The sequence below is a fragment of the Tropicimonas sp. IMCC34043 genome, assembly GCF_003390845.1.
Taxonomy (GTDB): Bacteria; Pseudomonadota; Alphaproteobacteria; order Rhodobacterales; family Rhodobacteraceae; genus Tropicimonas.
This window is the reverse complement of record NZ_QMEK01000001.1, coordinates 413,457-434,034: the sequence shown is the minus strand read 5'-3', so window position 1 is coordinate 434,034 and position 20,578 is coordinate 413,457. Positions and strand designations below refer to the sequence as shown.

Annotated in this window: 16 protein-coding genes; 4 read left to right on the top strand and 12 right to left on the bottom strand. The window is 67.8% G+C overall.

Annotated elements, in window-relative coordinates:
- The first annotated feature begins 95 nt into the window (after positions 1 to 95).
- Together DQG17_RS01960 and DQG17_RS01955 are read left to right on the top strand one after the other, a co-directional pair.
- The gene (locus tag DQG17_RS01960) at positions 96 to 1,229 is read left to right on the top strand and encodes a metallophosphoesterase (protein ID WP_116131066.1); all 1,134 of its coding nucleotides are present in this window, start codon (positions 96 to 98) and stop codon (positions 1,227 to 1,229) included.
- Positions 1,226 to 3,823, top strand: coding sequence for an AAA family ATPase (locus tag DQG17_RS01955; protein WP_116131065.1), 2,598 nt, complete (start codon positions 1,226 to 1,228; stop codon positions 3,821 to 3,823). Before DQG17_RS01960 ends, DQG17_RS01955 begins: the two co-directional genes overlap by 4 nt.
- Positions 3,824 to 4,383: 560 nt before the next feature.
- On the opposite strand, the gene DQG17_RS01950 is transcribed toward DQG17_RS01955, so the two are convergent.
- Genes DQG17_RS01950 through DQG17_RS01940 form a run of 3 tightly spaced genes read right to left on the bottom strand, consistent with a single transcriptional unit; the run spans position 4,384 to position 7,791 of the window.
- Entirely contained in the window at positions 4,384 to 5,361 is a 978-nt protein-coding gene (locus DQG17_RS01950; protein ID WP_116131064.1) for an ABC transporter permease, read from the bottom strand.
- Positions 5,358 to 6,884, bottom strand: a complete 1,527-nt coding sequence (locus DQG17_RS01945; RefSeq protein WP_232829290.1) for a sugar ABC transporter ATP-binding protein — start codon at positions 6,882 to 6,884, stop codon at positions 5,358 to 5,360. Before DQG17_RS01945 ends, DQG17_RS01950 begins: the two co-directional genes overlap by 4 nt.
- Positions 6,874 to 7,791, bottom strand: a complete 918-nt coding sequence (locus tag DQG17_RS01940; RefSeq protein ID WP_116131062.1) for a substrate-binding domain-containing protein — start codon at positions 7,789 to 7,791, stop codon at positions 6,874 to 6,876. Before DQG17_RS01940 ends, DQG17_RS01945 begins: the two co-directional genes overlap by 11 nt.
- A gap of 97 nt (positions 7,792 to 7,888) precedes the next feature.
- Here DQG17_RS01940 and DQG17_RS01935 point away from each other — a divergent pair, with 97 nt between their 5' ends.
- Positions 7,889 to 9,346, top strand: coding sequence for an FGGY-family carbohydrate kinase (locus tag DQG17_RS01935; protein ID WP_116131061.1), 1,458 nt, complete (start codon positions 7,889 to 7,891; stop codon positions 9,344 to 9,346).
- A gap of 32 nt (positions 9,347 to 9,378) precedes the next feature.
- Here DQG17_RS01935 and DQG17_RS01930 read toward each other — a convergent pair whose 3' ends face one another.
- Entirely contained in the window at positions 9,379 to 10,728 is a 1,350-nt protein-coding gene (locus DQG17_RS01930; protein ID WP_232829289.1) for a glycoside hydrolase family 28 protein, read from the bottom strand.
- Between the two features lie 228 nt (positions 10,729 to 10,956).
- On the opposite strand from DQG17_RS01930, the gene DQG17_RS01925 reads away from it, so the two are divergent.
- On the top strand, positions 10,957 to 12,000 hold the full coding sequence (locus DQG17_RS01925; protein WP_116131059.1) for a LacI family DNA-binding transcriptional regulator: 1,044 nt from the start codon (positions 10,957 to 10,959) through the stop codon (positions 11,998 to 12,000).
- Positions 12,001 to 12,026: 26 nt separating this feature from the next.
- Here the strand turns inward: DQG17_RS01925 and DQG17_RS01920 are convergent, their stop codons facing one another.
- The 8 genes from DQG17_RS01920 to thrC form a co-directional block, all read right to left on the bottom strand.
- Positions 12,027 to 12,566 carry an adenine phosphoribosyltransferase gene (locus DQG17_RS01920; protein WP_116131058.1) on the bottom strand — a complete coding sequence of 180 codons (540 nt, stop codon included), beginning with the start codon at positions 12,564 to 12,566 and terminating at the stop codon, positions 12,027 to 12,029.
- A 175-nt stretch (positions 12,567 to 12,741) separates the two neighbouring features.
- The gene (locus tag DQG17_RS01915; protein WP_116131057.1) at positions 12,742 to 13,611 is read right to left on the bottom strand and encodes an S-methyl-5'-thioadenosine phosphorylase; all 870 of its coding nucleotides are present in this window, start codon (positions 13,609 to 13,611) and stop codon (positions 12,742 to 12,744) included.
- A gap of 119 nt (positions 13,612 to 13,730) precedes the next feature.
- Entirely contained in the window at positions 13,731 to 15,143 is a 1,413-nt protein-coding gene (locus DQG17_RS01910; RefSeq protein ID WP_116131056.1) for an FAD-binding oxidoreductase, read from the bottom strand.
- A 19-nt stretch (positions 15,144 to 15,162) separates the two neighbouring features.
- Positions 15,163 to 16,032 carry an MBL fold metallo-hydrolase gene (locus tag DQG17_RS01905; protein ID WP_116131055.1) on the bottom strand — a complete coding sequence of 290 codons (870 nt, stop codon included), beginning with the start codon at positions 16,030 to 16,032 and terminating at the stop codon, positions 15,163 to 15,165.
- A gap of 165 nt (positions 16,033 to 16,197) precedes the next feature.
- Positions 16,198 to 17,088, bottom strand: coding sequence for an MBL fold metallo-hydrolase (locus tag DQG17_RS01900; protein WP_198666008.1), 891 nt, complete (start codon positions 17,086 to 17,088; stop codon positions 16,198 to 16,200).
- A 183-nt stretch (positions 17,089 to 17,271) separates the two neighbouring features.
- Entirely contained in the window at positions 17,272 to 17,862 is a 591-nt protein-coding gene (locus tag DQG17_RS01895) for a GNAT family N-acetyltransferase (protein WP_116131054.1), read from the bottom strand.
- Positions 17,862 to 19,124, bottom strand: coding sequence for a pitrilysin family protein (locus DQG17_RS01890; RefSeq protein ID WP_116131053.1), 1,263 nt, complete (start codon positions 19,122 to 19,124; stop codon positions 17,862 to 17,864). The genes DQG17_RS01895 and DQG17_RS01890 overlap by 1 nt, the downstream gene beginning before the upstream one ends.
- Positions 19,121 to 20,509: a threonine synthase gene (gene thrC / locus DQG17_RS01885; RefSeq protein ID WP_116131052.1), complete on the bottom strand. Its 1,389-nt coding sequence runs from the start codon at positions 20,507 to 20,509 to the stop codon at positions 19,121 to 19,123. Before thrC ends, DQG17_RS01890 begins: the two co-directional genes overlap by 4 nt.
- Positions 20,510 to 20,578: the final 69 nt, after the last annotated feature.

Here is a 20,578-nt window from a genome sequence, read left to right as displayed (position 1 = left end):
GTGACAGGTCTGGACAGCCCAATGGCCCAGATATTTCTCGGGCGACGGCCCACCCGCCGTTCCCTTTTCCGCCCGTTCCCAAGAGAATTGATCCGATGACCGAATTCCGTTTTCTTCACACCTCCGACCTGCACCTCGGCAAGAGGTTCGGCAACTTCCCGGAAGAGCCCCGCTCCGAACTCGTGCTTGCCCGCGCCACCCTGCCCGAACGCCTCGCTGCCGCCGCACGGAGTGTTGGCGCCGGGCACATTCTGGTCGCCGGAGACACCTTCGATACCGAAACCCCGTCCGAGCGAGTGGTCCGTCAGGCGCTGACCGCAATGGGCGCCGATGCCGCGCTGCACTGGTGGCTGATCCCCGGCAACCACGACAGTCTCTCCGCCGAGCCGCTCTGGCAGGGTGTCGTCGAACACGCGCCGGCAAACGTCCATGTCCTGACGTCGGCCGCGCCGGTCGACATCGCGCAGGGCGTCACGCTGCTCCCTGCCCCGGCAACGCGCCGCTTTCCCGGCATCGACCTGACCGCCTGGATGGACGGCTGCGAAACGCCTGAGGGTCACCTGCGGATCGGACTTGGCCACGGCGGCGTTCTGGAGTTCGGCAGCGATGAAGGATCCTCCGAGACGATTTCGCCAAACCGCGCCGAACTTGCACGTCTCGACTACCTCGCCCTCGGGGACTGGCACGGACGCTGGCGGCTGAACGACCTCAGCCACTATTCCGGCACCCCGGAACACGACCGTTTCAAGCACGAGGGGCGCGGATCCTGCCTCGCGGTCACGCTGACCGCTCCCGGCGGCGCCCCCATGATCGAGGAGATCCAGATCGGGCGCCTCGACTGGCGGCAACGCTTGATCGCGCTGACACCCGGTGCGAACGCCGCCGCCGCGCTCGAGGCGCTGCTTCCTGCCGACCGCCTGACATGGCGCGAGACGCTGATGAAGCTGACCCTGTCTGGCTGGGTCCGTCTGTCCGAACGGCAGGAGCTGATGGAGGCCATTGCCCGCATCCGCCCGGAGTTCTGCCATTTCGATCTGGTCGAGGACCAGTTGCAGACCGAATACAGCCCGGGCGACCTCGACGCCATCGCGCGCGGCGGTGCGCTGCGGCTGGCCGCGGACGAATTGCACGCGGCGGCGGCAGACCCCGACGCCTCGAAGCGGGATCGGGATGTCGCCGAGGCGGCGCTGAACAGGCTGTATGGTTTCGTGAAGGGGAGTGCGGCATGAAACTCGTTTCCATCCGCCTGCAGAACGTGCGCCGCTTCACCTCTCCGGTCGAGATTGCCGGTATCGGCGCGGGGCTCAACGTTCTGACCGCCCCGAACGAAACCGGCAAGTCGACGGTGTTCGACGCCCTGCATGCCATGTTCTTCAAGGACCGGAAAAGCTGGGACAAGGAGGTTAAGTCGCTGGCCCCGCATGCCGGCGGCGATCCGGAGATCTCGGTCGAGATCGAGCGGGACGGCGCGCAGTACCGCGTGGTGAAGTCCTGGACCAAGGGTCGCCGCGGCGAGACCCGCGTGTTCCGGGGCGGCCATCTGATCCATCAGGCCGACGACGCCGAGGTCTGGCTGTCGGATCTGATCACCGCGCCGAAGGATGGCGGACCGGCCGGAATGCTCTGGGTGCGGCAGGGGCTGCTCGCCTTTCAGGACGACAAGGAGACGGAATCGGCGCGCCGGTCGCTGGTCACCTCGGTCTCGGGCGAGATCGAGACGGTAACCGTCGGCCGGCAGATGGACGAGTTTCGGGCAAAGTGCCGGCGGGAGATCGAGACCTACCTTACAACGCGGGGCCCGAAAAAGGGGGGCCCGCTGGCCGAGGCCCTCGAAAAGGTCGAGGCGCTGGTGGCCCGCGAGGGCGAACTGCAGGCCCGGGCCCGATCGCTGCGGGAGGATCTGGATCGTCGTGCGCGCCTGCGCCACGAACTCGAGGACCTGCGCGACCCTATTGAGACAGCCGCCATGAAGGAACGGCTTGCCGCGGCGCAGGCGGCACAAGATATGGCAAGGCGCCATGCCGAAGAACTCGACCAGGCGCGCAGGGCGGTTCAGGACGCCCGCACGACCCTGGAGAGCCACCGGGCGAGCATTGATACGCTCGCCGACCAGGTGGCGGAATCCCGCGACGCGGCCCGGCTCCATGCCGAGGCGCAGGCGGTGTGGCAGGACGCACAGACCTTCCTTGCCGAGCGGGAGGTTTCGCTCGAGACCGCCCGCAAGGCGCATAGTGATGCCAGCGCCAGGGCCGCCGAGGCGACCCGGGTGCATCGGCTCGCCCTCAAGGCGGAACAGGCGGCCCATGCGGCGGCGCAACGCAAGGGCCTCGAAGCGCGGCTGGCTGCCGCCGAGGGCCACCGCCGGACGATCGAACGGCTGACGGCAGAGGCCGGGCGCGGAGTCGATGCCAATACCCTGCAGGCGATCGAGCGCCTTGCGCTGGAGCTGTCGGTCGCCCGCAAGACCCGCGAGCGTGCCGCACCAGCCGTCACGATGCGCTATGCCGGCGGGCGGAGCGACGGGGTCTTGCTGCAAGGCGCACCGCTGCCTGACGGCGCCCGGGTGCCGCTGCCCGATGGCGGGGCCCTCGATCTCGAGGGGATCGGCGTCCTGACCGTTCATCCGGGCGCTTCTGTCGATGACGGCACCGTGGACACGGCCGAAAGCCGACTTGCCGGGGCGCTCGACGCACAGGGTGTCGAGAGCGTCGAGCAGGCACGGCAGTCGGCGCAGGACCGGGCGAGTGCGGAAGCCGCGCTGCGGCAGGCGCAGGCGGCCTTCAGCCTTGCCGCGCCGGATGGGCTCGAACCCCTGCGGCAGGCCCTTGCCGAATTGCCCGCGCCGGTCGAGATCGCGGAAGATCTGCCGACCGCGGCCGAGGCCGAAACCCGCGAGACCGCAGCACGCGACGCGTTTTCACGCACCGAAACGGCGCTGGAAACAATGCGCCTCAAGGCCGAGCAGGCCCGTCAGGCGGAAATCCGGGCCTCGACAAATTTCGAGAGCGCCGCGGCGCGGCTGGAACGCGCGGTGCTGGCCCTCGCCCGCACACAAACGCCCGAGCAAACCCTCGCCGGCCTGCGCGCCGCCCTGCCCGTGCGGGAAAATGCCCTGGCCGATGCCGAAGCTGCACTGGACGAGCTTGACGCATCGGCACCCGACCTGGCCTCCACCGGGGCGACGCTCGATCGCCTGAATTCTGCCCGGAAGGCAACCGAGGAACGGGACCGGCAGATCGAACGGGATCTGGCGGGGCTCGATTCCCGCATCGCACTTCAGGCGGGCGAAGCCGTGGACGAGGAACTCGCCGAAACATGGGAGCGGCTCGGGGCGGCGCGCGCCGCGCTCGACGCGGTGGAGTTCGAGGTCGCGGTTCTGCAGCGCCTCGAAGCCGCGCTGGAGACTGCCCGGCAGGCGGCGCGGGACCGCTATGTCCAGCCGGTTCTGGCCGAGCTTGCGCCACTTGTCCGGATGATCTGGCCGGAGGCCGAGTTGCGCTTCGATGCCGACACGTTGCTGCCCTCGGGTCTGGTGCGAACCGGCTCGGAGGAGCCCTTCGACGTGCTCTCCGGCGGCACCCAGGAACAGATCGCGCTGCTGGTCCGGCTGGCCTTCGCCCGCATCCTGGCGCGGTCCGGCAACCCGGCCCCGGTGATCCTCGACGACGCGATTGTCTACACTGACGACGAACGGATCGAGGCGATGTTCGACGCGCTCACCCTGCAGGCGACAGATCTGCAGATCATCGTGCTGTCTTGCAGGCAAAAGGCGTTCCGCGGTCTCGGCGGCAATTCGCTGGCGATCCGGCCGGTCGCGGAATGAACCTCGGCGAATTGCGTTCGCAGCCGATGGTGGCCTTTGTGGTGGACGCGTCTCACCGTCGCCACCTCGATCGTTCGGTTGCTCCGCTCGACCTCGCCGTCGCACCAGTGGCCGACAGGCATCCACGCCATCGCCAGAGTCCGCCGGTGTGCAGAAGGACCGTCGGACCCTGAAAATCCCCGTTCCGGGCGCGGGCAATCGGCCCGGCCATCGCCTTGCCGTCGGGTTTCAGGAAGGGCTCGTGGTTCTCGGCCCTGGGGATGGCGTGCCTGACCTGCTCGACGCAGCCGCCGACGGTATTGATGAACCGCCTGAGCCGGGTCTTGGCATGGTGGAATCGCGCGGCGCTCTACTGCTCGACCACTTGCGATGGCAAGGATGTCCGCCTCTGTCGAAGTCTCTGTGCGCCAGATTTCAGGCTGACCTGCCCCGGTTGTCCGCCGTGACCGGCATCGCAGGGAATGCACTCGGCCGCGAAGGCCGCGGCTTTCAGCGAGTGACGGACGAGGCCTGCCGCCATGGGCGCCGATTTTGGGGCCGGGATCCAGTCGCGATAAAGGCTATGGTCGCCGACCAAGGACCCCTCGGCGCCCGAGTGCGCTGAACCCTACGGCAGCAAGAATGATCGCGCCCACCAGCACCTCGCGCACATAGCTGTCGACGCGCATCTGCGTCAGGCCGTTGTCGAGAACGCCCAGCACCACGACGCCCGCAAGTGTCGCCAGAACCCCCGGCTGGCCGTCGCGGGTCAGCGTCATGCCAAGGAACACCGCCGCAATGGCCGTCAGCATCAGCGCGTCGCCCTGGGTCGGGTTGGCCGAGGCGACGCGGCTTGCGTACATCAGCCCGGCGACCGCGGCGCCGACACCGGTGAACAGGAACGCCGACAGGCGCAGCCAGGTCACCGGCACGCCGGCCAGCCGGGCCGCCTCGCTGTTGCCACCGATGGCATAGAGCCGCCGGCCATAGGTTGTCTGCTCCAGCACCAGCCAGATCAGCGCCACCACCGCCAGCGCGACCAGCGTCAGATTGGGCAGTACCAGCGCCCGCTCGCCCGCCATGCCGATCACCGGCCCGCCACGGGCAAAATCGCCAAAGGCGGCCGGGATGTCGCGACCGAAGATCGTGCGCCCGTCACTGATCAGGAAGGCGGCGCCAGAATAGATCGTGAGCGTCGCAAGCGTCGCCACGAAGGGCAGGATGCCCACAAGCGACACCATCACGCCGTTGATCAGCCCCCCCAGCAGACCGACGGCCAGCGCGGCCGAAAGGGCCGCCGGGATCGACCAGTCCTGCGTGAACAGCGTCGCCGCAACGACCCCGGAAAGCGAGGCCATCGACCCCACCGAAAGATCGAAATCCCCCATCACCATCACGACCGTCATGCACGCGGCGACCACTGCCAACATGCTGATCTGTTGGCTGATGTTCAGCCAGTTGCGCAGGGTCAGGAAAGTGTCCGGCACGTTGATGGCAAAGAACAGCACCACCGCGAGCATTCCGGCGATGCCGCCAAAGCGGCGCACAAGGCCGGTCACGCCGCATCCCCTGAATCGTAGAAGCTTGCCAGAAGCGATGCCTCGGTCATGCCCGAATTCTCCTTCAGATGTGTCAGGCGCCCCTCCTGCATGACCGCGATCCGGTCGGCAAGACCCAGCACCTCGGGCAGGTCGGACGAGGCCAGCAGAACCGCCACGCCGTCATCGGCAAGTTGCCGGATCAGCCGGTAGAGATCGGATTTTGCGCCGATATCGACCCCGCGCGTCGGTTCGTCCAGAAGCAGCACACGGGGGGCACCCGCCAGGGCGCGGGCAAACAGCACCTTCTGCTGATTGCCGCCGGAAAGCTGACTGCAGCCCTGCGACAGCGTCGCGGCCTTCAGCCGGACCTTCGCGCCCAGATCCCCGGTCCGCCGCGCCTGCTGCCGCCGGTTGAGGAAAAAGCGCCCGCGCGCCATCCGTTCCAGATGCGGCAGCGCCACGTTCTCGGTAATCGAACGGCCGAGCATCAGCCCCTGACTGCGACGCTCGGGCGGGACATAGGCAAGGCCCTGCGCCCAGGCTCCGGCCGGGGTCGCGCTCAGCGGTTGGCCGTCGAGCGTTACCATGCCCCGGCGCGGCGCGGCGCCGATCAGCGCCCGCAGCAAGGCCCCCTGCCCGGCGCCTGCAAGCCCGACGACGCCAAGGATTTCGCCGGCCCGCAGATCGAAGGAAACATCGCGGATGCCGGGGGCTGCCAGCCCCCTTACCCCAAGCACCGTGTCGCCGTGCTGCAGCGCGTCGCGCGGCGGAAACAGCGCCGACAGGTCGCGCCCGGTCATTTCGTGGATGATCCGTTCCTGCCCGGTTTCCCCAAGCGGCCGGGTCGAGATATGGCGGCCATCGCGCAGCACCGTGACACGGTCGCTGAGACGCAGCACCTCGGGCATCCGATGCGAGACATAGAGCACGCCGGCACCCGCCGCGATCATCTCGCCGATCACGGCGAACAGACGTTCCGATTCCGCCCCGGTCAGCGCCGCGGTGGGCTCGTCCATGACATAGAGCCAGGGCGGCGCGCCGCCCTCGTCAATCAGCGTGCCGGCGATGCGGGCGATCATCTGATCGCCCGGGCCGAGGCCCGTCATCGGCTGGCGCGGGTCGAGATCGTCGACACCAAGCCGGGAAAGCGCGGCCTGCGCGGCGCGGTTCACCGCCCGCCAGTTCACCAGACCCGCGCGACGCGGATAGGGGTGGTCGAGAAACATGTTCTCGGCCACCGACAGGCCACGGACCGCATGCAATTCCTGGTGGATGAACCGCAGGCCCGCGGCGCGCACCGCCGCCGGGTGGCCGGACGGCAGAGGCAATCCGTCCAACAGGATACGGCCCGCATCCGGCCGTTCCAGCCCCGCAAGACAGCGGATCAGCGTCGACTTTCCGGCGCCGTTCTCGCCCATCAGCGCATGTACCTCGCCCGCGCGCAGAACAAGGTCCACGCTGTCGAGCGCGCGCACCGCGCCGAATTGCCGACCGAGGCCCTCGAGCCTCAGTTCATGCGCGCCGCCGGCGTCAATCGGCACCGACATTGGCCGCGGTGATCAGTTCTGTCGGCACATAGATCACCTTCTGGCGCAGCTCCTCGCCGTCGAGCAGGCGCTTGACCGTCTCGGCGGTCACGCTGCCGATGCCGACGAAATCCTGCGCGACCGAGGCCTCGAAATTGCCGCCCTGGGCGATGGCGTCACGGGCCTGCGGATTGGCGTCGATGCCGGTGATGACGATGCCCTCGCCGCCGCGGCCCGCGGCCTCGATCGCCTGCAGCGCGCCAAGGGCGGGTTGGTCCCACGCAGCCCAGACCGCGGCAATGCTGCCCGGCTCGGGGTTGGCGGCCAGCACCGCCTCCATCTGGGCACGGCTGTCGGCAATGCCGCCGTCCGAGACGTCGGGCGTGATCCGGTCAAGAACCTCGATGTCGGGGAAGTTGCCGAAAATCGCGTCGGCAATGACGCCGCGCGCCTGAACCGGCGGGAAGGGATCGAAGGTGAACATGACGACATTGCCCGCACCGCCGATGCGGTCGGCGACATAGACGGCGGTTTCGGCCGCCATGGCATAGCCGTTCGAGGTGACGTTCGCGGCAACCAGCGGGTCCGAGCCGGCGTCCATGCCGACGACCGGAATGCCCGCATCGGCGGCGGTCGCAAGCCCTGCCCCGATCTGCGCCGGATCGACGTTGATGACGATGGCGTCGACCCCCTGGATCGTCACGTCCTCGATCCGGCTGATCACCGCGCCGACATCGCCCGCGGTGTCGATCACGTTGACCGTCCAGCCAAAATTCTCGGCTGCGGCGGTGAAGCCATCGACATAGAACTGAGTGCCGGGCTGGGCGAGATACGGGGTGATAACGGCCACCTCCTGCGCCGCCGCGCCCCCGGCGACAAGGGCAGCGAGCGCACCCGCAGTGAAAATCGTTCTGGCGGTCATGTCCGTCTTGCTCCCTGCGATCTGGTTCGTATGACTTGGGCATCTTTGGCACCCGACCCTCGGGGCGTCCAGAGAAAGACCGGCATCGGAGGCGAAGATGACGCAACAGGCACTCATCGGTATCGACATTGGCACAAGCTCGGTGAAGGCGGTGATGGCGGCATCGGACGGCACGGTGCTGGCGCGCTTTGGTCAGGGCTATGCCACCGAGCGGCCCGCAAGCGGCGCGGCATTGCAGGCGCCCGAGGACTGGGTGGCGCTGGTCATGGCAGCGCTCGACCGTTTCGCCCGACATCCCGACGCGGCCGGCGTGGTGGCAATCGGCATCACGAGCCAGGTCAATACCCATGTCTTCTGTGACGCGGCGGGCATGGCGCTGGCCCCCGCGATCACCTGGCAGGACACGCGTGCGGCGCCCGACGGCGCCACCCTCGACGCCCGGATCACGACCGCCGACAAGACCCGCGCGCTCGGCGCGCCGATCCCGATCGACGCCAGCCACGCATTGGCGCGCATGGCCCTTGTCGCCCGCACCGCGCCCGAGGTCTGGGCCGCGACCCGCGCAGTCATGCTGCCCAAGGACTATGTCATCGCCCGGCTGACCGGCGAGGTGCTTGCCGACCCGCTGGCCGCGGTTGGTCTGGTCGGCGCCGATCTCGGCTATGCCGACGCGGTGCTGGGCCTGATCCCCGAGGCGGCAGCGCTGTTGCCGCCGCTCCGCGACCCGCTGGAGCCGGCGGGACGGGTGCGGCCGGGCCTGCCGTTCGCCGGGGTGCCGGTGGCGGTTGGAACCATGGATGCCTGGGCCTCGATGTTCGGGCTTGGTGTCGCGCGCGAGGGCGAAGCGATGTATCTGTCGGGGTCGAGCGAGGTGCTGGGGCTGATCTCGACCCTCCGCACCGGCGCACCGGGACCTGTGACCTTCCCCGAATGGCGGGGCATCACGCTGCACGCCGCACCGACCCAGGCCGGGGGCGCCTCGCTCGACTGGCTCAGCGGGCTTCTGGGCAGGGACGCCGCGTCGCTTGACACGCTGTCGTCACCGGTTCGGATCGGTCGTGCAAGCCCGCTGTTTCTGCCGCATCTGGAGGGAGAGCGCGCGCCGCTGTGGGATCCGCAAAGCCGCGGCGCCTTTGCCGGGCTCAACTCTGCCACCGGCCCGGCCGAGATGACCGCCGCCGTGATGGAGGGGGTCGCCTTCTCAGCCCGGCTGGCGCTGGAATCTCTTGAGGCAAGCGGCGGGCGAAGGATCGAGGCGCTGGCGCTCGGCGGTGGCGGGGCACGTTCGGACAGCTGGAACCGGCTGCGCGCCGATGCGCTCGGCCGCCCGCTCCGGCGTATTGCGGCGCCCGAGTCGGGGGCCTTGGGCGCGCTGGTCATGGCGGGCGTCGCCTGCGGCCAGATCGCGACGCTGGAGGACGCGACGCACAGCCTTGTCGCCACCGATGCGACGTACGAGCCCGATCCGGGCCGCGCCGCCCTGGCCGACGAACGCTTCGCCCACTTCCGGCAACTCTATGCGTCGCTCTGCCCGATCCACCACGCGATGACATAGGACAGGGCGCGGGACCTCGCCCGGCGGTCCTGTCAGTCCTCGACCACCAGAACGGGGTTCCAGCCTTCGGGCAAGGGATCGGGCCGGGTGATGGCCAGATCCGAGACCGCCAGCCCCGTCACATTGTGGGCAAAGACACCCGGCATTCCGCCCGGATAGTCGATCAGCCCGATAATCCGCCCGTCCGGCCCCTTGCGCCAGGCATTCATCCGGCCCTGCGCCTCGGGCGCGGCCTCAAGGTCCGCCGGCGTCGGCCGCAGATCATAGCAATGCGCCGTGCCAAGCGCCCCGGGCGTCTGCGTCAGGGCAACCCGGCTCAGCCGCACGTCGGCGATACCGCCCGGACGTTCGGCCCAGAGGTTGATTGCCCCCTCTGCTTGGCCGGTGATGTCCTCGAAAACGACGCCGCGGATCGCGCCCGCCGGACGGGTATCGGGGCGCCGGTCGAGCGTGTTGAGCGTCAGCGCCTCGCCCGACCCCCAGAACCCTGCCGGGGTCTCGTGACTGTCCAGACGGATCCGGGCAAAGCGGACATCCTCGACCACCCCGCCATCGCGCGAAAAGATGCCAAGCGCGCGGTTCGAGCCGGTGATCGCGCAATCCTCGAACCGGACGCGGCGGAAATCGTCGTGGGATTCGGTGCCGATCTTCAGCGCGCAGGACTGGCTTTCGATCAGACAATCGGCCACCTGAATGTCGCTGCACGGGCCGACTGGCACGCCGCCGGCGCCGAGACTCGTCTTCAGCACGATGCCATCGTCGGCGGTACGAATCTCGGACCCGATGATGCTCACGCGCTGGCAACCGTCGATCACGATGCCGTCGGTGTTGGGCATCCGACGGTCATTGTCGACGTGTACGCCCGCGATGGTGACATCCGAGCAGCCGACAAAATGCAGCGTCCACATTGGCGAATCGCAAACGGTGATCCCCTGCAGCGCCACCTCGCGGCACCGTTCCAGTACCAGAACCCGGGGCCGCAGCGCGGCCGGGATGCGCGTGCCCATCTCGGCGTCGTCGCCGAGGCTGAAGGCGCGCACGCCTTCGCAGATCACCCGCCCTGCACCGGTCAGCGCGATCCGCTCGGCATTCTCGGCACAGATCATGGCGCGATCGCTCTGCTCGGCCACGACCCCGACCCGGGTATCGGCATAGGCGTCGTAGTCGGGCAGGAACTGCAACTCGGCCCCCGCATCGAGGTGCAGCGTGACATCCGAACGCAGGCGCAGCCCGCCGCTGACATGCCCCCCCGCTTCGAGCACGACACGGACCGGAGCGCAGTCGATCGCGGCCTGTATCCGGTCGGTCTGAACGTCGTCTCCGGCAGGAATGCGGATCTCGGGGACAGATTGCATGGGGTGATCCATTTGAATTATTTTCATGAATGGCACCCTGAGGCGCCAACTCCAGCGAGGTTATTGATGTTCGTTGTCGCTTTCAATAGCCTGAGCGAGATAAATACCGAGCGAGGAGCGGCCGAATGGCACCCTCGGGTCGAAAATCGGTAATGCAATTTTTTGCATTACCGGCATGGCCTAGGGAGAGTGGTCGACTCTTCCGGGTCGATGGTTGCTATGTCCCGCATGTCCGGGCAGCCAAGCGAGGGAAAGATGGCAGGCAAGAAGGTCGGCATACGCGAGATATCGGAACGCGCCGGCGTCGCGATCTCGACCGTCTCGCACGTACTGAACGGCACCGCGCCGATCTCGGACGAGGTACGCACCCGCGTTCTCGATGCCGCGCGCGAGACGGGCTATCTTGCCCGCCGCCGGGCCAAGGGGGCGATTGCGGCGCTGTCCAGGGTGCTGGTCGCAGCCCCCGCCGACGCGCTGCCGCAGCACGACGTCAATCTGGTCTCGTGGACCATCCTCAGCGCCTTGTCGCGGGAATGCGAGACGCGGGGCCTGCGCCTTGTGCCCCATGCGCTGGAGCCCGGCGGGCCGCCCCTGACGCTGATCGCGACCGCGCGCGAGATCGGCGCCGACGGCATCATCGTCATCAACGACGACAGCGGACCGCTTCTGCAGGCGATCGACTCGAGCGGCCTTCCTGCCGTCCTGATCAACGGCGAGGACCCGGACATGCACGTCGACAGCGTGACCGCGGGCAACCGTTTCGGCGCCCGAAAGGCAACCAACGCACTGATCGCGCTTGGCCATCGCCGGGTCCTTCATCTGACATGGTCCGGACGCAAGACGGTGCAGCGGCGGCTCGACGGCTTTCGCGACGCATTTGCCGAGGCCGGTCTTTCATCCGAAGATGCGGTTGTGCTGCTGGCCGAGGGGTTTACCCCGGCCTGCGGAGAGGCGGCGATAACAGACTGGCTGGCGCGGCATCCCGACCTCGACGGTGTTACGGCGATCTTCTGCGCCGCCGACAACCTCGCCTTCGGGGCGATGCAGGCGCTGAAGGCGGCGGGCATTGCCGTGCCCGCGGACATGTCGGTGCTGGGGTTCGATGGCGTCGCCCTGGGCGAGATGCATTCGCCGCAACTGACCACGGTCGTCGTGCCGCTTGCCGAGTTCGGCGCCGAGGCGCTGAACCTGCTGGAACAGCGCGTGCTGTCTGGGCGGCTCCCGCGGGCCGCACATCGGGTGGAACTCGGCTGTGTGCTCGTCGAGCGTGGCAGTCACGCGCCGCCGCGCAGACCCTGATCCGGCTGACGCTTCGTCTGCCGCGCCTAGTCGCCGTCGAAGGCACAGAGCGCATGGACATCCATGCCCATCGCCTCGATCTTGCTGCGGCCGCCGAGGTCGGGCAGGTCGATGACAAAGGCGCAGCCGACGACCTCGCCGCCGAGCCGTTCGATCAGGCGGATACCGGCTGCAGCAGTGCCGCCGGTGGCCAGCAGGTCGTCGACCAGCAGGACCCGTGCGCCGGGCTCGATCGCGTCGTCATGAACCTCGACCACCGCCTCGCCGTATTCGAGGGTATAGGCCTCGGAAATCACCGGGCCGGGCAGCTTGCCCTTCTTGCGGATCGGCACAAAGCCGACCGACAGCTGGTGAGCGATCGCACCGCCAAGGATGAAGCCGCGCGCCTCGAGCCCGGCCACGCAGTCGATCGGCACCCCCGCATAGGGGTGCAGAAGCTGATCGACCGCGATCCGGAGGCCGCGCGGATCGGCGAACAGCGTGGTGACATCGCGAAACAGGATCCCCTCGTGGGGAAAGTCGGCAATTGTCCGGATGTAGTCTTTGACTGTCTTGTGGTTAACCATACCTGAACCCCTGCCGTTGACACCGGACGTTGGATCGCCCGGGGCACAAAAACCCCGGGAAGCACTCGGGGCAAGGGCGGCACGACGACACATGGCCGCGATGTGCCAGTTTGCCGCCGTGGATCAGCCCGGTATCGGCACGCACGGCCGGATCACCCCGCCCCTTATGCGCGCCCTAGAGAACCCGGCCTGCGACCGCGTCAAGTTTTGCCAGCAGCGCGGGGTCGCGTTTTTCCGGGGCGGTCATCAGCGCGAAGTCGAGCGCGCGGTCGCAGCCGTGCGGACAAGGCATGCGGTCAGCGCCCAGAAGCGTGGGAAGCCGGGCGACCAGACCGCGGGCATTGTCGGCGTTGCCGTGAAGGGTCGCAATGATCTGCGCAATGTCGACCGCGCCATGGTCGGGGTGCCAACTGTCATAATCGGTCACCATCGCGACCGAGGCATAGCAAAGCTCGGCCTCGCGGGCGAGTTTGGCCTCGGGCATGTTGGTCATGCCGATCACGTCGGCGCCCCATTGCTCGCGGTACATCCGCGATTCCGCCAGTGTCGAGAACTGCGGCCCCTCCATCGCCAGATAGGTGCCGCCCATGTGGACGGTCACGCCCTGCGCCTCGGCCGCCTCGAAGCAGGCCGCGCCAAGCCGCGGGCAGGTCGGATGGGCAACGCTGACATGGGCAACGCAGCCGGTGCCGAAAAAGCTCTTCTCGCGGGCAAAGGTGCGGTCGATGAACTGGTCGACGACGACGAAATGGCCCGGCGCCATCTCCTCGCGGAACGAGCCGCAGGCCGAGACCGAGATCACGTCGGTCACGCCGATCCGCTTCAGCGCGTCGATATTGGCGCGATAGGGCACCGAGGTCGGGGAATGAACATGGCCGCGACCGTGACGGGGCAGGAAGGCCATCCGCACGCCGTCGAGCGATCCGGTCAGGATCTGATCCGAGGGATCGCCCCAGGGGGTCTGCACGCTCTGCCAGACCGCATCGGCCAGCCCGTCGATCTCGTAGAGGCCGCTGCCCCCGATCACCCCGATCATCGTTTCCATCCGGCACTCCCTCGGTGGTTGTCGGGGGGCAAGCTAGCCGGGGTCCCGCGGGGATGAAAGGGTGCCGCAAAGGGAATTTGCCTGCCTGACAGTCAGACGCAGATGCCCCCCCCGGGCACTCAGCCGCGCAGAACCGTCCCCGGATTCATCACCCCCGCCGGGTCCAGCACCGCCTTGATCGCGCGCATCGCGGCCAGCATCCCCGGATCGCCATAGCGCTCCAGATCGCCGACCTTCAGCCGGCCGATCCCGTGTTCGGCGCTGACCGACCCTTCCATCTCGTGCACCAGATCGTGCAGCGCCCGCTTCAGCGCATCGCGCTGGTTGTCGTATTCCTCGCGGCGGCGTCCCTCGGCGGGGAAGACGTTATAATGCAGGTTGCCGTCGCCGAGATGGCCAAAGCAATTGACCCGCAGGTCCCCGAAGCCTGCCACCACCGCACCGCCGCGCGCGATGAATTCGGGGATCGCCGAGATCGGCACCGAGATATCGTGCGAGGACACCGCGCCGATCCGGCGGTTCGCTTCGGGGATCGTTTCGCGCAGGTGCCAGAATTCCAGCCGCTGCGCCTCGCTCTGGGCGATGACGCCGTCGTCGACAAGCCCGGCCCCCAGCGCCTCCTCGAACAGGCCCACCAGTTCTTCCTCGGGCGACCTGCCGCCCGACAGCCCGACCGAGATCAGCACCAGCCATTCGGGCGGTGCGGCAAAGGGCTGGCGCACATCGGGCATCTTCTGCCGCAGGAAGTCGAGCCCGGTGCGGTGCATGATCTCGAAGGCCGAGACCCCCTCGCCGATCCGGCCCTGCGCCATTTCCAGAAGCTTCAGCGCCGCGGCCGGGCTTTCGACCGCCATCATCGCCGCCCCCTTGGCCGCCGGCCGGGGATAAAGCCTGAGGCTGGCCGCGGTGATCACCCCGAGCGAGCCCTCGGCACCGATCAGAAGATGGCGCAGATCGTATCCGGTGTTGTCCTTGCGCAGCCGCTTCAGCCCGTTCAGCACCGTGCCGTCGGGCAGCACCGCCTCGATCCCCAGACAGAGGTCGCGGGTATTGCCATAGCGCAGCACGTTGACGCCGCCCGCGTTGGTCGACAGCAGGCCGCCGATCTGCGCCGAGCCCTCCGAGGCCAGCGACAGCGGGAACATCCGATCGACATCGCGCGCCGCCTGCTGGACATTGGCGAGGATCACGCCGGCCTCGGCCACCAGCACGTTTTCGGCCGGATGCACCGAGCGGATGCGGTTCATCCGCTCGAGCGACAGCAGCACCGGCCGCGCCAGATCGGTCGCAACCTGCCCCGAGACCAGCCCCGTGCCACCGCCATAGGGCACGATGCCGACGCGATGCACATTCGCCCAGCGGACCACCGTTGCCACCTCGGCCACCGAGCCGGGTGCCACCAGCAGCGCATCCTGGCCATGGAACCGCCCCCGCGGTTCCTCCAGATAGCGCGGTTCCAGCGGCCGGAAGACCGCTGCAGGCAGGTCCGCGCGCAAAGCCGCTTCGATCTTCGGGGTCACGGGGTTGGTCATGGGGCACCTCATGCCCCGATCAATCACGGAGCAACGGCAGGGGCAAGTCACCCCCTGTTCCCGCGTCGTCGTCACCGGGCGTCGCACCGCGCGGCTCCAGCACCATGATCGTCGGCACCCCGGGCAAAGTCCGCAGCGAGACCTCGATGGCGCCTTCTTCCCGCCGCACGACCGGAAGTGCGCCATCCATCGCCGTCAGGAAGTCGTCGGGCGAGCCATCCGGGGCATAATGCATCGGCAGGATCAGCAGGGCGCGGACCTCCGACAGCAGATCGATCATCTCCTCGCGCGGAGGCAGCAGGCTGGCATCGCCCTGCACCATCACCACGTCGAGCCGGCCGATCGCAACAAGCTCCTCCTCCGCGAGCTTGCGTTGCAGCCGGCCGAGATGGCCGATGCAGAGGCCCCCGACCTCGAAGATGAAGACCGACGAGCCGTCCGGCCCCGTGTCCCCCGATGGCGTGGCGGAGGTCGGCACATTGCGGATACGAATATCGCCAAGGACCAGGTGGCTCCCCGCCGCCCCTCCGGCATCGGCCCCGCCCTTCAGCACAAAGGGGGCCTCGCGCTCTCCGACGGCGCTCCAGTTCGAGGCGGCGGAGCGGTCGATTGTCACCACGTCAGGGGCCACCGTGCCGGTGCCGGTGCCGGCATCGAAATCGGTCAAGACACTCACACCGTCGGCGGTTTCGATCCGATAGGTCGATTGCCCGACATAGCTCAGCCACACCCCGGCGTCGCGCTGGACCGACCGAAACTGCGCAAAAAGGGCCGCGCCGAGGGACGAGATTTCGGCGCCCCGCGTGACGCAACGGCTCGACTGGCGATCCTTTGCCAAGGCCACGCCCGGCAGGGTCAGGATCATGCATGCTGCAAGCAGCCATCTCATTCCATTGCCCCCCGGACAAATTCGACGTGCCCCCTACCGGCAGCAGTCGTCGCGCAATAGGGCCCGGAGCAGCAGCACGAACCGCCGGTGCTGCCTGTCGGGAAGATGCTGCCGGGTTCCGACACCGGGCGCGTCACCTGCCGCGGCAATGATCCTCCCGGGCGCTCACAGATCCTCGTCGTTGAACCCCAGCAGCCGCGGCGTCAGCACGACGACCGTTGGCTCGGATGGCAAGCTGCGCAGCGACACCTCCAGTGCCCGTTCGGGCCGCCGGTCGATCAGGAACTCGGCTTCCATTCCATCCAGAAAGACCGTCAGCGAGTTGTTCGAGAAATAGTGCATCGGCAACACCACCGAGGCGCGCAACCGCTTCAACACCCGGATCATCGCCGGCAAGGGCAGCGTCAGCCCGCCATCGACCGGCGCCATCACCACATCGAGCCGCCCGATGGCGGCGTATTGCTCGGGCGACGGTTCCTGGTGCAGATGCCCCAGATGGCCGATGCAGAGCCCCGCCACCTCGAAGATGAAGATCGAATTGCCGTTGGGTTCCACCCCCGCGCCCCAGGCCGAGCGGATATCGGAGGTCACGTTGCGGATCAGCATTTCGCCCAGATCGAGGTTGTGTTCGACCGCCTCGCCGAAATCGCCCCAGCCCTGCAGAACATGCGCGATTGCCGGGTCGGGCGCCGGGCTCCAATGCGAGGAATGGGCGTGGTTCATCGTCACCACGTCGGGGATCAGCGGTTCGGGTCCGATGAAGCCGTTGTAGTCCGTGACCACGTTCAGCCCGCCCGCGGTCTGGATCAGATACATCGAATGGTCGATATAGCTCAGCCGCACGGTCTCGTCCGGCACCGGATCGCGGAACCCGGCGCGCCAGATCACCTCGAGCCCCGGAACATCCTGCACCATCGCGATGCAATGCGAGGGACGGCGATCCTGCGCCGCACCGGCAAGCGCCGAGGCGAGGAGCAGGACAAGGGCGAGCAGGAACGGCACGGGCGACACTCCGGGGCGGATCGACGGGTATTGCAGGGCGGATTGCTGCGGCATGATAGCATCATTCCACGACCGCGCAGCCGCGAGATATGACATTTTCGTCAGATCGCGATCAGGCCATGGTGGCCGCGGGTGTCTTTATTGGAATAATCCTGACGCTCGAGGCGCCGCGCGCAGCCCCCCCTTGCCCCGGATCACTGTGGCTCAACGTGACGTGGGAGAGTCCGAATTGCGGGCTCAGGCCTGCCCGACGCCCGTGCGCCCGCGCCGGTCGGCGCGAAGGTTGGAATAGAGCACATGGTTGCGCCAGCGTCCGGCAATCTGCAGATAGCTTTGGGCGACGCCTTCGTACTTGAAGCCGCAGCGCTCCAGAACGCCGCGCGAGGCGGCATTTTCGGGCAGGCAGGCGGCCTCGATCCGGCTCAGATCCAGCGCCTCGAAGGCGTGGTGGGTCAGCGCCGTGATCGCCTCGCGCATATAGCCCTGGCGGGCAAACGGCGCGCCGACCCAATAGCCGAAGGTTCCCGCCTGCGCCGGTCCGCGGCGGATATTGTCGAGCGTGATCGCGCCGACCAGCGCCTCGTCCTCGGCCCGGATCAGGAACAGCGGTACCGCCGTGCCCGAACTCAGCGCCCGCTGAGCCCAGTAGACCCGGTTGGTAAAGGCCTTGCGGCTCAGGTGATCGGACGCCCAGAGCGGCTCCCACTTCTCAAGGAACTCGCGCGAATCCGTCCGCAGGCTGCTCCAGGCGCGAAAATCGACGTGCATCGGCGGACGCAGGATCATGCGTTCGGTGACGATCCGAACCTTTCGCCGGCCGAGGCGCATCAGGCGGCAAGCCTCTCCTGCAATTCCCGTACCCCGGGGGCCCCGTCGGCAGGCCCGTAAAGGGCCAGCGCCGTGCGCCCGGACCGGTTCAACCGTCGGGCAAAGCCCGCAACGTCATCGCGGCTGACCGCCTCGATCCGCGCCACGGTTTCTGCCAGCGGCGGCACCCGGTCCCAGATCGCCACCAGACGCGCCAGCCGCTCGGCCCGGCTGGTCGGGCTTTCCAGCCCCATCAGCAGCCCGGCCTTCATCTGCGCGCGCGCCCGGTTCACCTCGATCTCGGTCACATCGTCGGCCGCCCGGCGCAGTTCGTCGACAACGAGTTCGGAAAGCTGGCCGATGTCCCGCGCCGAGGTGCCGGCGTAGAAGGTCATCATGCCGGTGTCGGTATAGGCGCCCGCCTGGGCGAAGATCGAATAGCAAAGCCCGCGTTTCTCGCGCACTTCCTGGAACAGCCGCGAGGACATGCCGCCGCCCATCAGCGTCGAATAGATCTGCGCGGTATAGACGTCGGGCGCGCTGTAGCTGGAGCTTTCGAGCGCCAGCGCGAAATGCACCTGTTCAAGCTGGCGGGTTTCGCACCGCTCGCCACCGGTGAAGATCGCGACATCATGGGTCGACAGATTGCTGACCGGCAGATGCCCGAGCAGCTTTTCGGCCAAGGCCATGATTGCGTCGTGATCGACCGCCCCCGCGGCCGACAGCACCATCTGCCGCGGCCCGTAGTGATCCGACACGAAGCGCGACAGGTCCTTGCGGGCAAAGCCGCTGACCCGCTCGGTAGGGCCAAGGATCGTGCGTCCCAGCGCCTGCCCCGGATAGGCGGCCTCCTGCAGCCAGTCGAAGATGATGTCGTCGGGCGTGTCCATCGCCTGCCCGATCTCCTGCAGGATCACCCCGCGCTCGACCTCGATCTCGCTGTCGTCGAACACCGGGTTCAGCACGATGTCCGCCACCACGTCGAGCGCGAGCGGCACGTCGTCCTTCAGCACGCGCGCGTAATAGGCCGTGGTCTCGCGCGAGGTATAGGCGTTGATATAGCCGCCCACATCCTCGATCTCTTCGGCAATCTGCAGCGCACTGCGCCGTGCCGTGCCCTTGAAGGCCATGTGTTCGAGGAAATGGGCGATCCCGTTCTGATCCGCCCGCTCGTGCCGGCCGCCGGCGTTGACCCAAAGGCCTACTGCGGCACTCTCAAGCCCCGGGATCGTCTCGGTGACGATACGGAGGCCGTTCGGCAATCTGTCAAGTCTGACGCTCAAAAGCCACGCCTTTCGCGTACAAGATCTTCGAGGACGGTCAAGTCGTTGGCGACCGATGTCACTCGCTCCGGACGCTCATACAGGTCCGCCATGCGATTTGGAAGGGGGGGGCGGATACCGATCGCCGCCTCGACCGCATCGGGGAACTTTGCCGGGTGCGCGGTCGCAAGCGTGATCATCGGCGTTGCCCCGAGATAGGACTGGGCGACATGGGCGCCAACCGCGCCGTGCGGGCAGAGGATCTGTCCGGTTCGGGCATAGATGCTTGCGATAGCGGCCGCGGTCTCGGCCTCGGAGGCGCGGCCCGAGGCAAAAGTTTCCTGCAGGACCTGCAGCGCGCCCTGCGAGATGTGAAAGCCGCCCGAAAGCTTCAACTCCTCCATCACCTGCGCCACGGCCTTGCCGTCGCGGCCATAGGCATCGAACAGGACCCGTTCGAAGTTGGAACTGACCTGGATGTCCATCGAGGGGCTGATCGAGGGCGCGACGGCCGAGGTGACATAGTCGCCACAGCTGAGCGCGCGGTGCAGGATGTCGTTCTGGTTGGTCGCGACAACCAGCCGTTCGATCGGCAGGCCCATCCGGCGGGCAACATAGCCTGCGAAGATATCGCCGAAATTGCCGGTCGGCACGGTGAACGAGACCGGACGGTACGGCGCGCCAAGCGCCGTTGCGGCCGAGAAGTAATAAACGACCTGCGCCAGCACCCTGGCCCAGTTGATCGAGTTGACACCGGCCAACCGCACCGCATCGCGGAAGGGAAAGTCGTTGAACATGTCCTTCACCCGGGCCTGGCAATCGTCGAAATCGCCGGCAACCGCCAATGCGTGGACGTTCGATTCGGTCGGCGTCGTCATCTGGCGGCGTTGCACCTCCGAGACCCGCCCCTCGGGGAACAGGATGAAGACGTCGACCGCCTCGAGGCCGCGGAACGCCTCGATCGCCGCCGAGCCGGTATCGCCCGAGGTCGCGCCAACGATTGTCACCCGCTCGCCGCGCCGCGCCAGCGCGACCTGAAACAGCTGGCCGATCAGCTGCATGGCGAAGTCCTTGAACGCGAGCGTCGGGCCGTGGAACAGTTCGAGCAGGAAGTGATTGGCGTCGAGCTGCACCAGCGGGGCCCGCGCGGCATGGCCGAACCCTGCATAGGCGCGCTCGACGGCCCCGGCGAATTCATCCTCGGTAAAGCTTTCGCCAAGGAAGGGGCGCATGACGCGGATCGCGATTTCCTCATAGGGAAGCCCGGCGAGGGCCGCGATCTCGTCAGATGTCAGGGTCGGGATGGTTTCGGGGACATAGAGCCCGCCGTCACGGGCAAGCCCGGTCAGCATCGCCTCTTCAAAGGTGAGAATCGGAGCCTGGCCGCGGGTCGAGACGTAGTGCATGGGTCATCCTGAGGTTCTGGACGCTCCCTGCCCGGCCGTTTGCGGGCTGCGGGTTCGGGAGCCTCCGGC

What these genes read in the sequence shown, in the direction of transcription:
- DQG17_RS01930 (WP_232829289.1), bottom strand. Translation starts at nt 10,728, where the DNA reads ATGAAAATAATTCAAATGGATCACCCCATGCAATCTGTCCCCGAGATC.
- DQG17_RS01940 (WP_116131062.1), bottom strand. Translation starts at nt 7,791, where the DNA reads ATGACCGCCAGAACGATTTTCACTGCGGGTGCGCTCGCTGCCCTTGTC.
- DQG17_RS01915 (WP_116131057.1), bottom strand. Translation starts at nt 13,611, where the DNA reads ATGGAAACGATGATCGGGGTGATCGGGGGCAGCGGCCTCTACGAGATC.
- DQG17_RS01905 (WP_116131055.1), bottom strand. Translation starts at nt 16,032, where the DNA reads ATGAGATGGCTGCTTGCAGCATGCATGATCCTGACCCTGCCGGGCGTG.
- DQG17_RS01925 (WP_116131059.1), top strand. Translation starts at nt 10,957, where the DNA reads ATGGCAGGCAAGAAGGTCGGCATACGCGAGATATCGGAACGCGCCGGC.
- DQG17_RS01955 (WP_116131065.1), top strand. Translation starts at nt 1,226, where the DNA reads ATGAAACTCGTTTCCATCCGCCTGCAGAACGTGCGCCGCTTCACCTCT.
- DQG17_RS01960 (WP_116131066.1), top strand. Translation starts at nt 96, where the DNA reads ATGACCGAATTCCGTTTTCTTCACACCTCCGACCTGCACCTCGGCAAG.
- DQG17_RS01895 (WP_116131054.1), bottom strand. Translation starts at nt 17,862, where the DNA reads ATGCGCCTCGGCCGGCGAAAGGTTCGGATCGTCACCGAACGCATGATC.
- DQG17_RS01935 (WP_116131061.1), top strand. Translation starts at nt 7,889, where the DNA reads ATGACGCAACAGGCACTCATCGGTATCGACATTGGCACAAGCTCGGTG.
- thrC (WP_116131052.1), bottom strand. Translation starts at nt 20,509, where the DNA reads ATGCACTACGTCTCGACCCGCGGCCAGGCTCCGATTCTCACCTTTGAA.
- DQG17_RS01910 (WP_116131056.1), bottom strand. Translation starts at nt 15,143, where the DNA reads ATGACCAACCCCGTGACCCCGAAGATCGAAGCGGCTTTGCGCGCGGAC.
- DQG17_RS01900 (WP_198666008.1), bottom strand. Translation starts at nt 17,088, where the DNA reads ATGCCGCAGCAATCCGCCCTGCAATACCCGTCGATCCGCCCCGGAGTG.
- DQG17_RS01920 (WP_116131058.1), bottom strand. Translation starts at nt 12,566, where the DNA reads ATGGTTAACCACAAGACAGTCAAAGACTACATCCGGACAATTGCCGAC.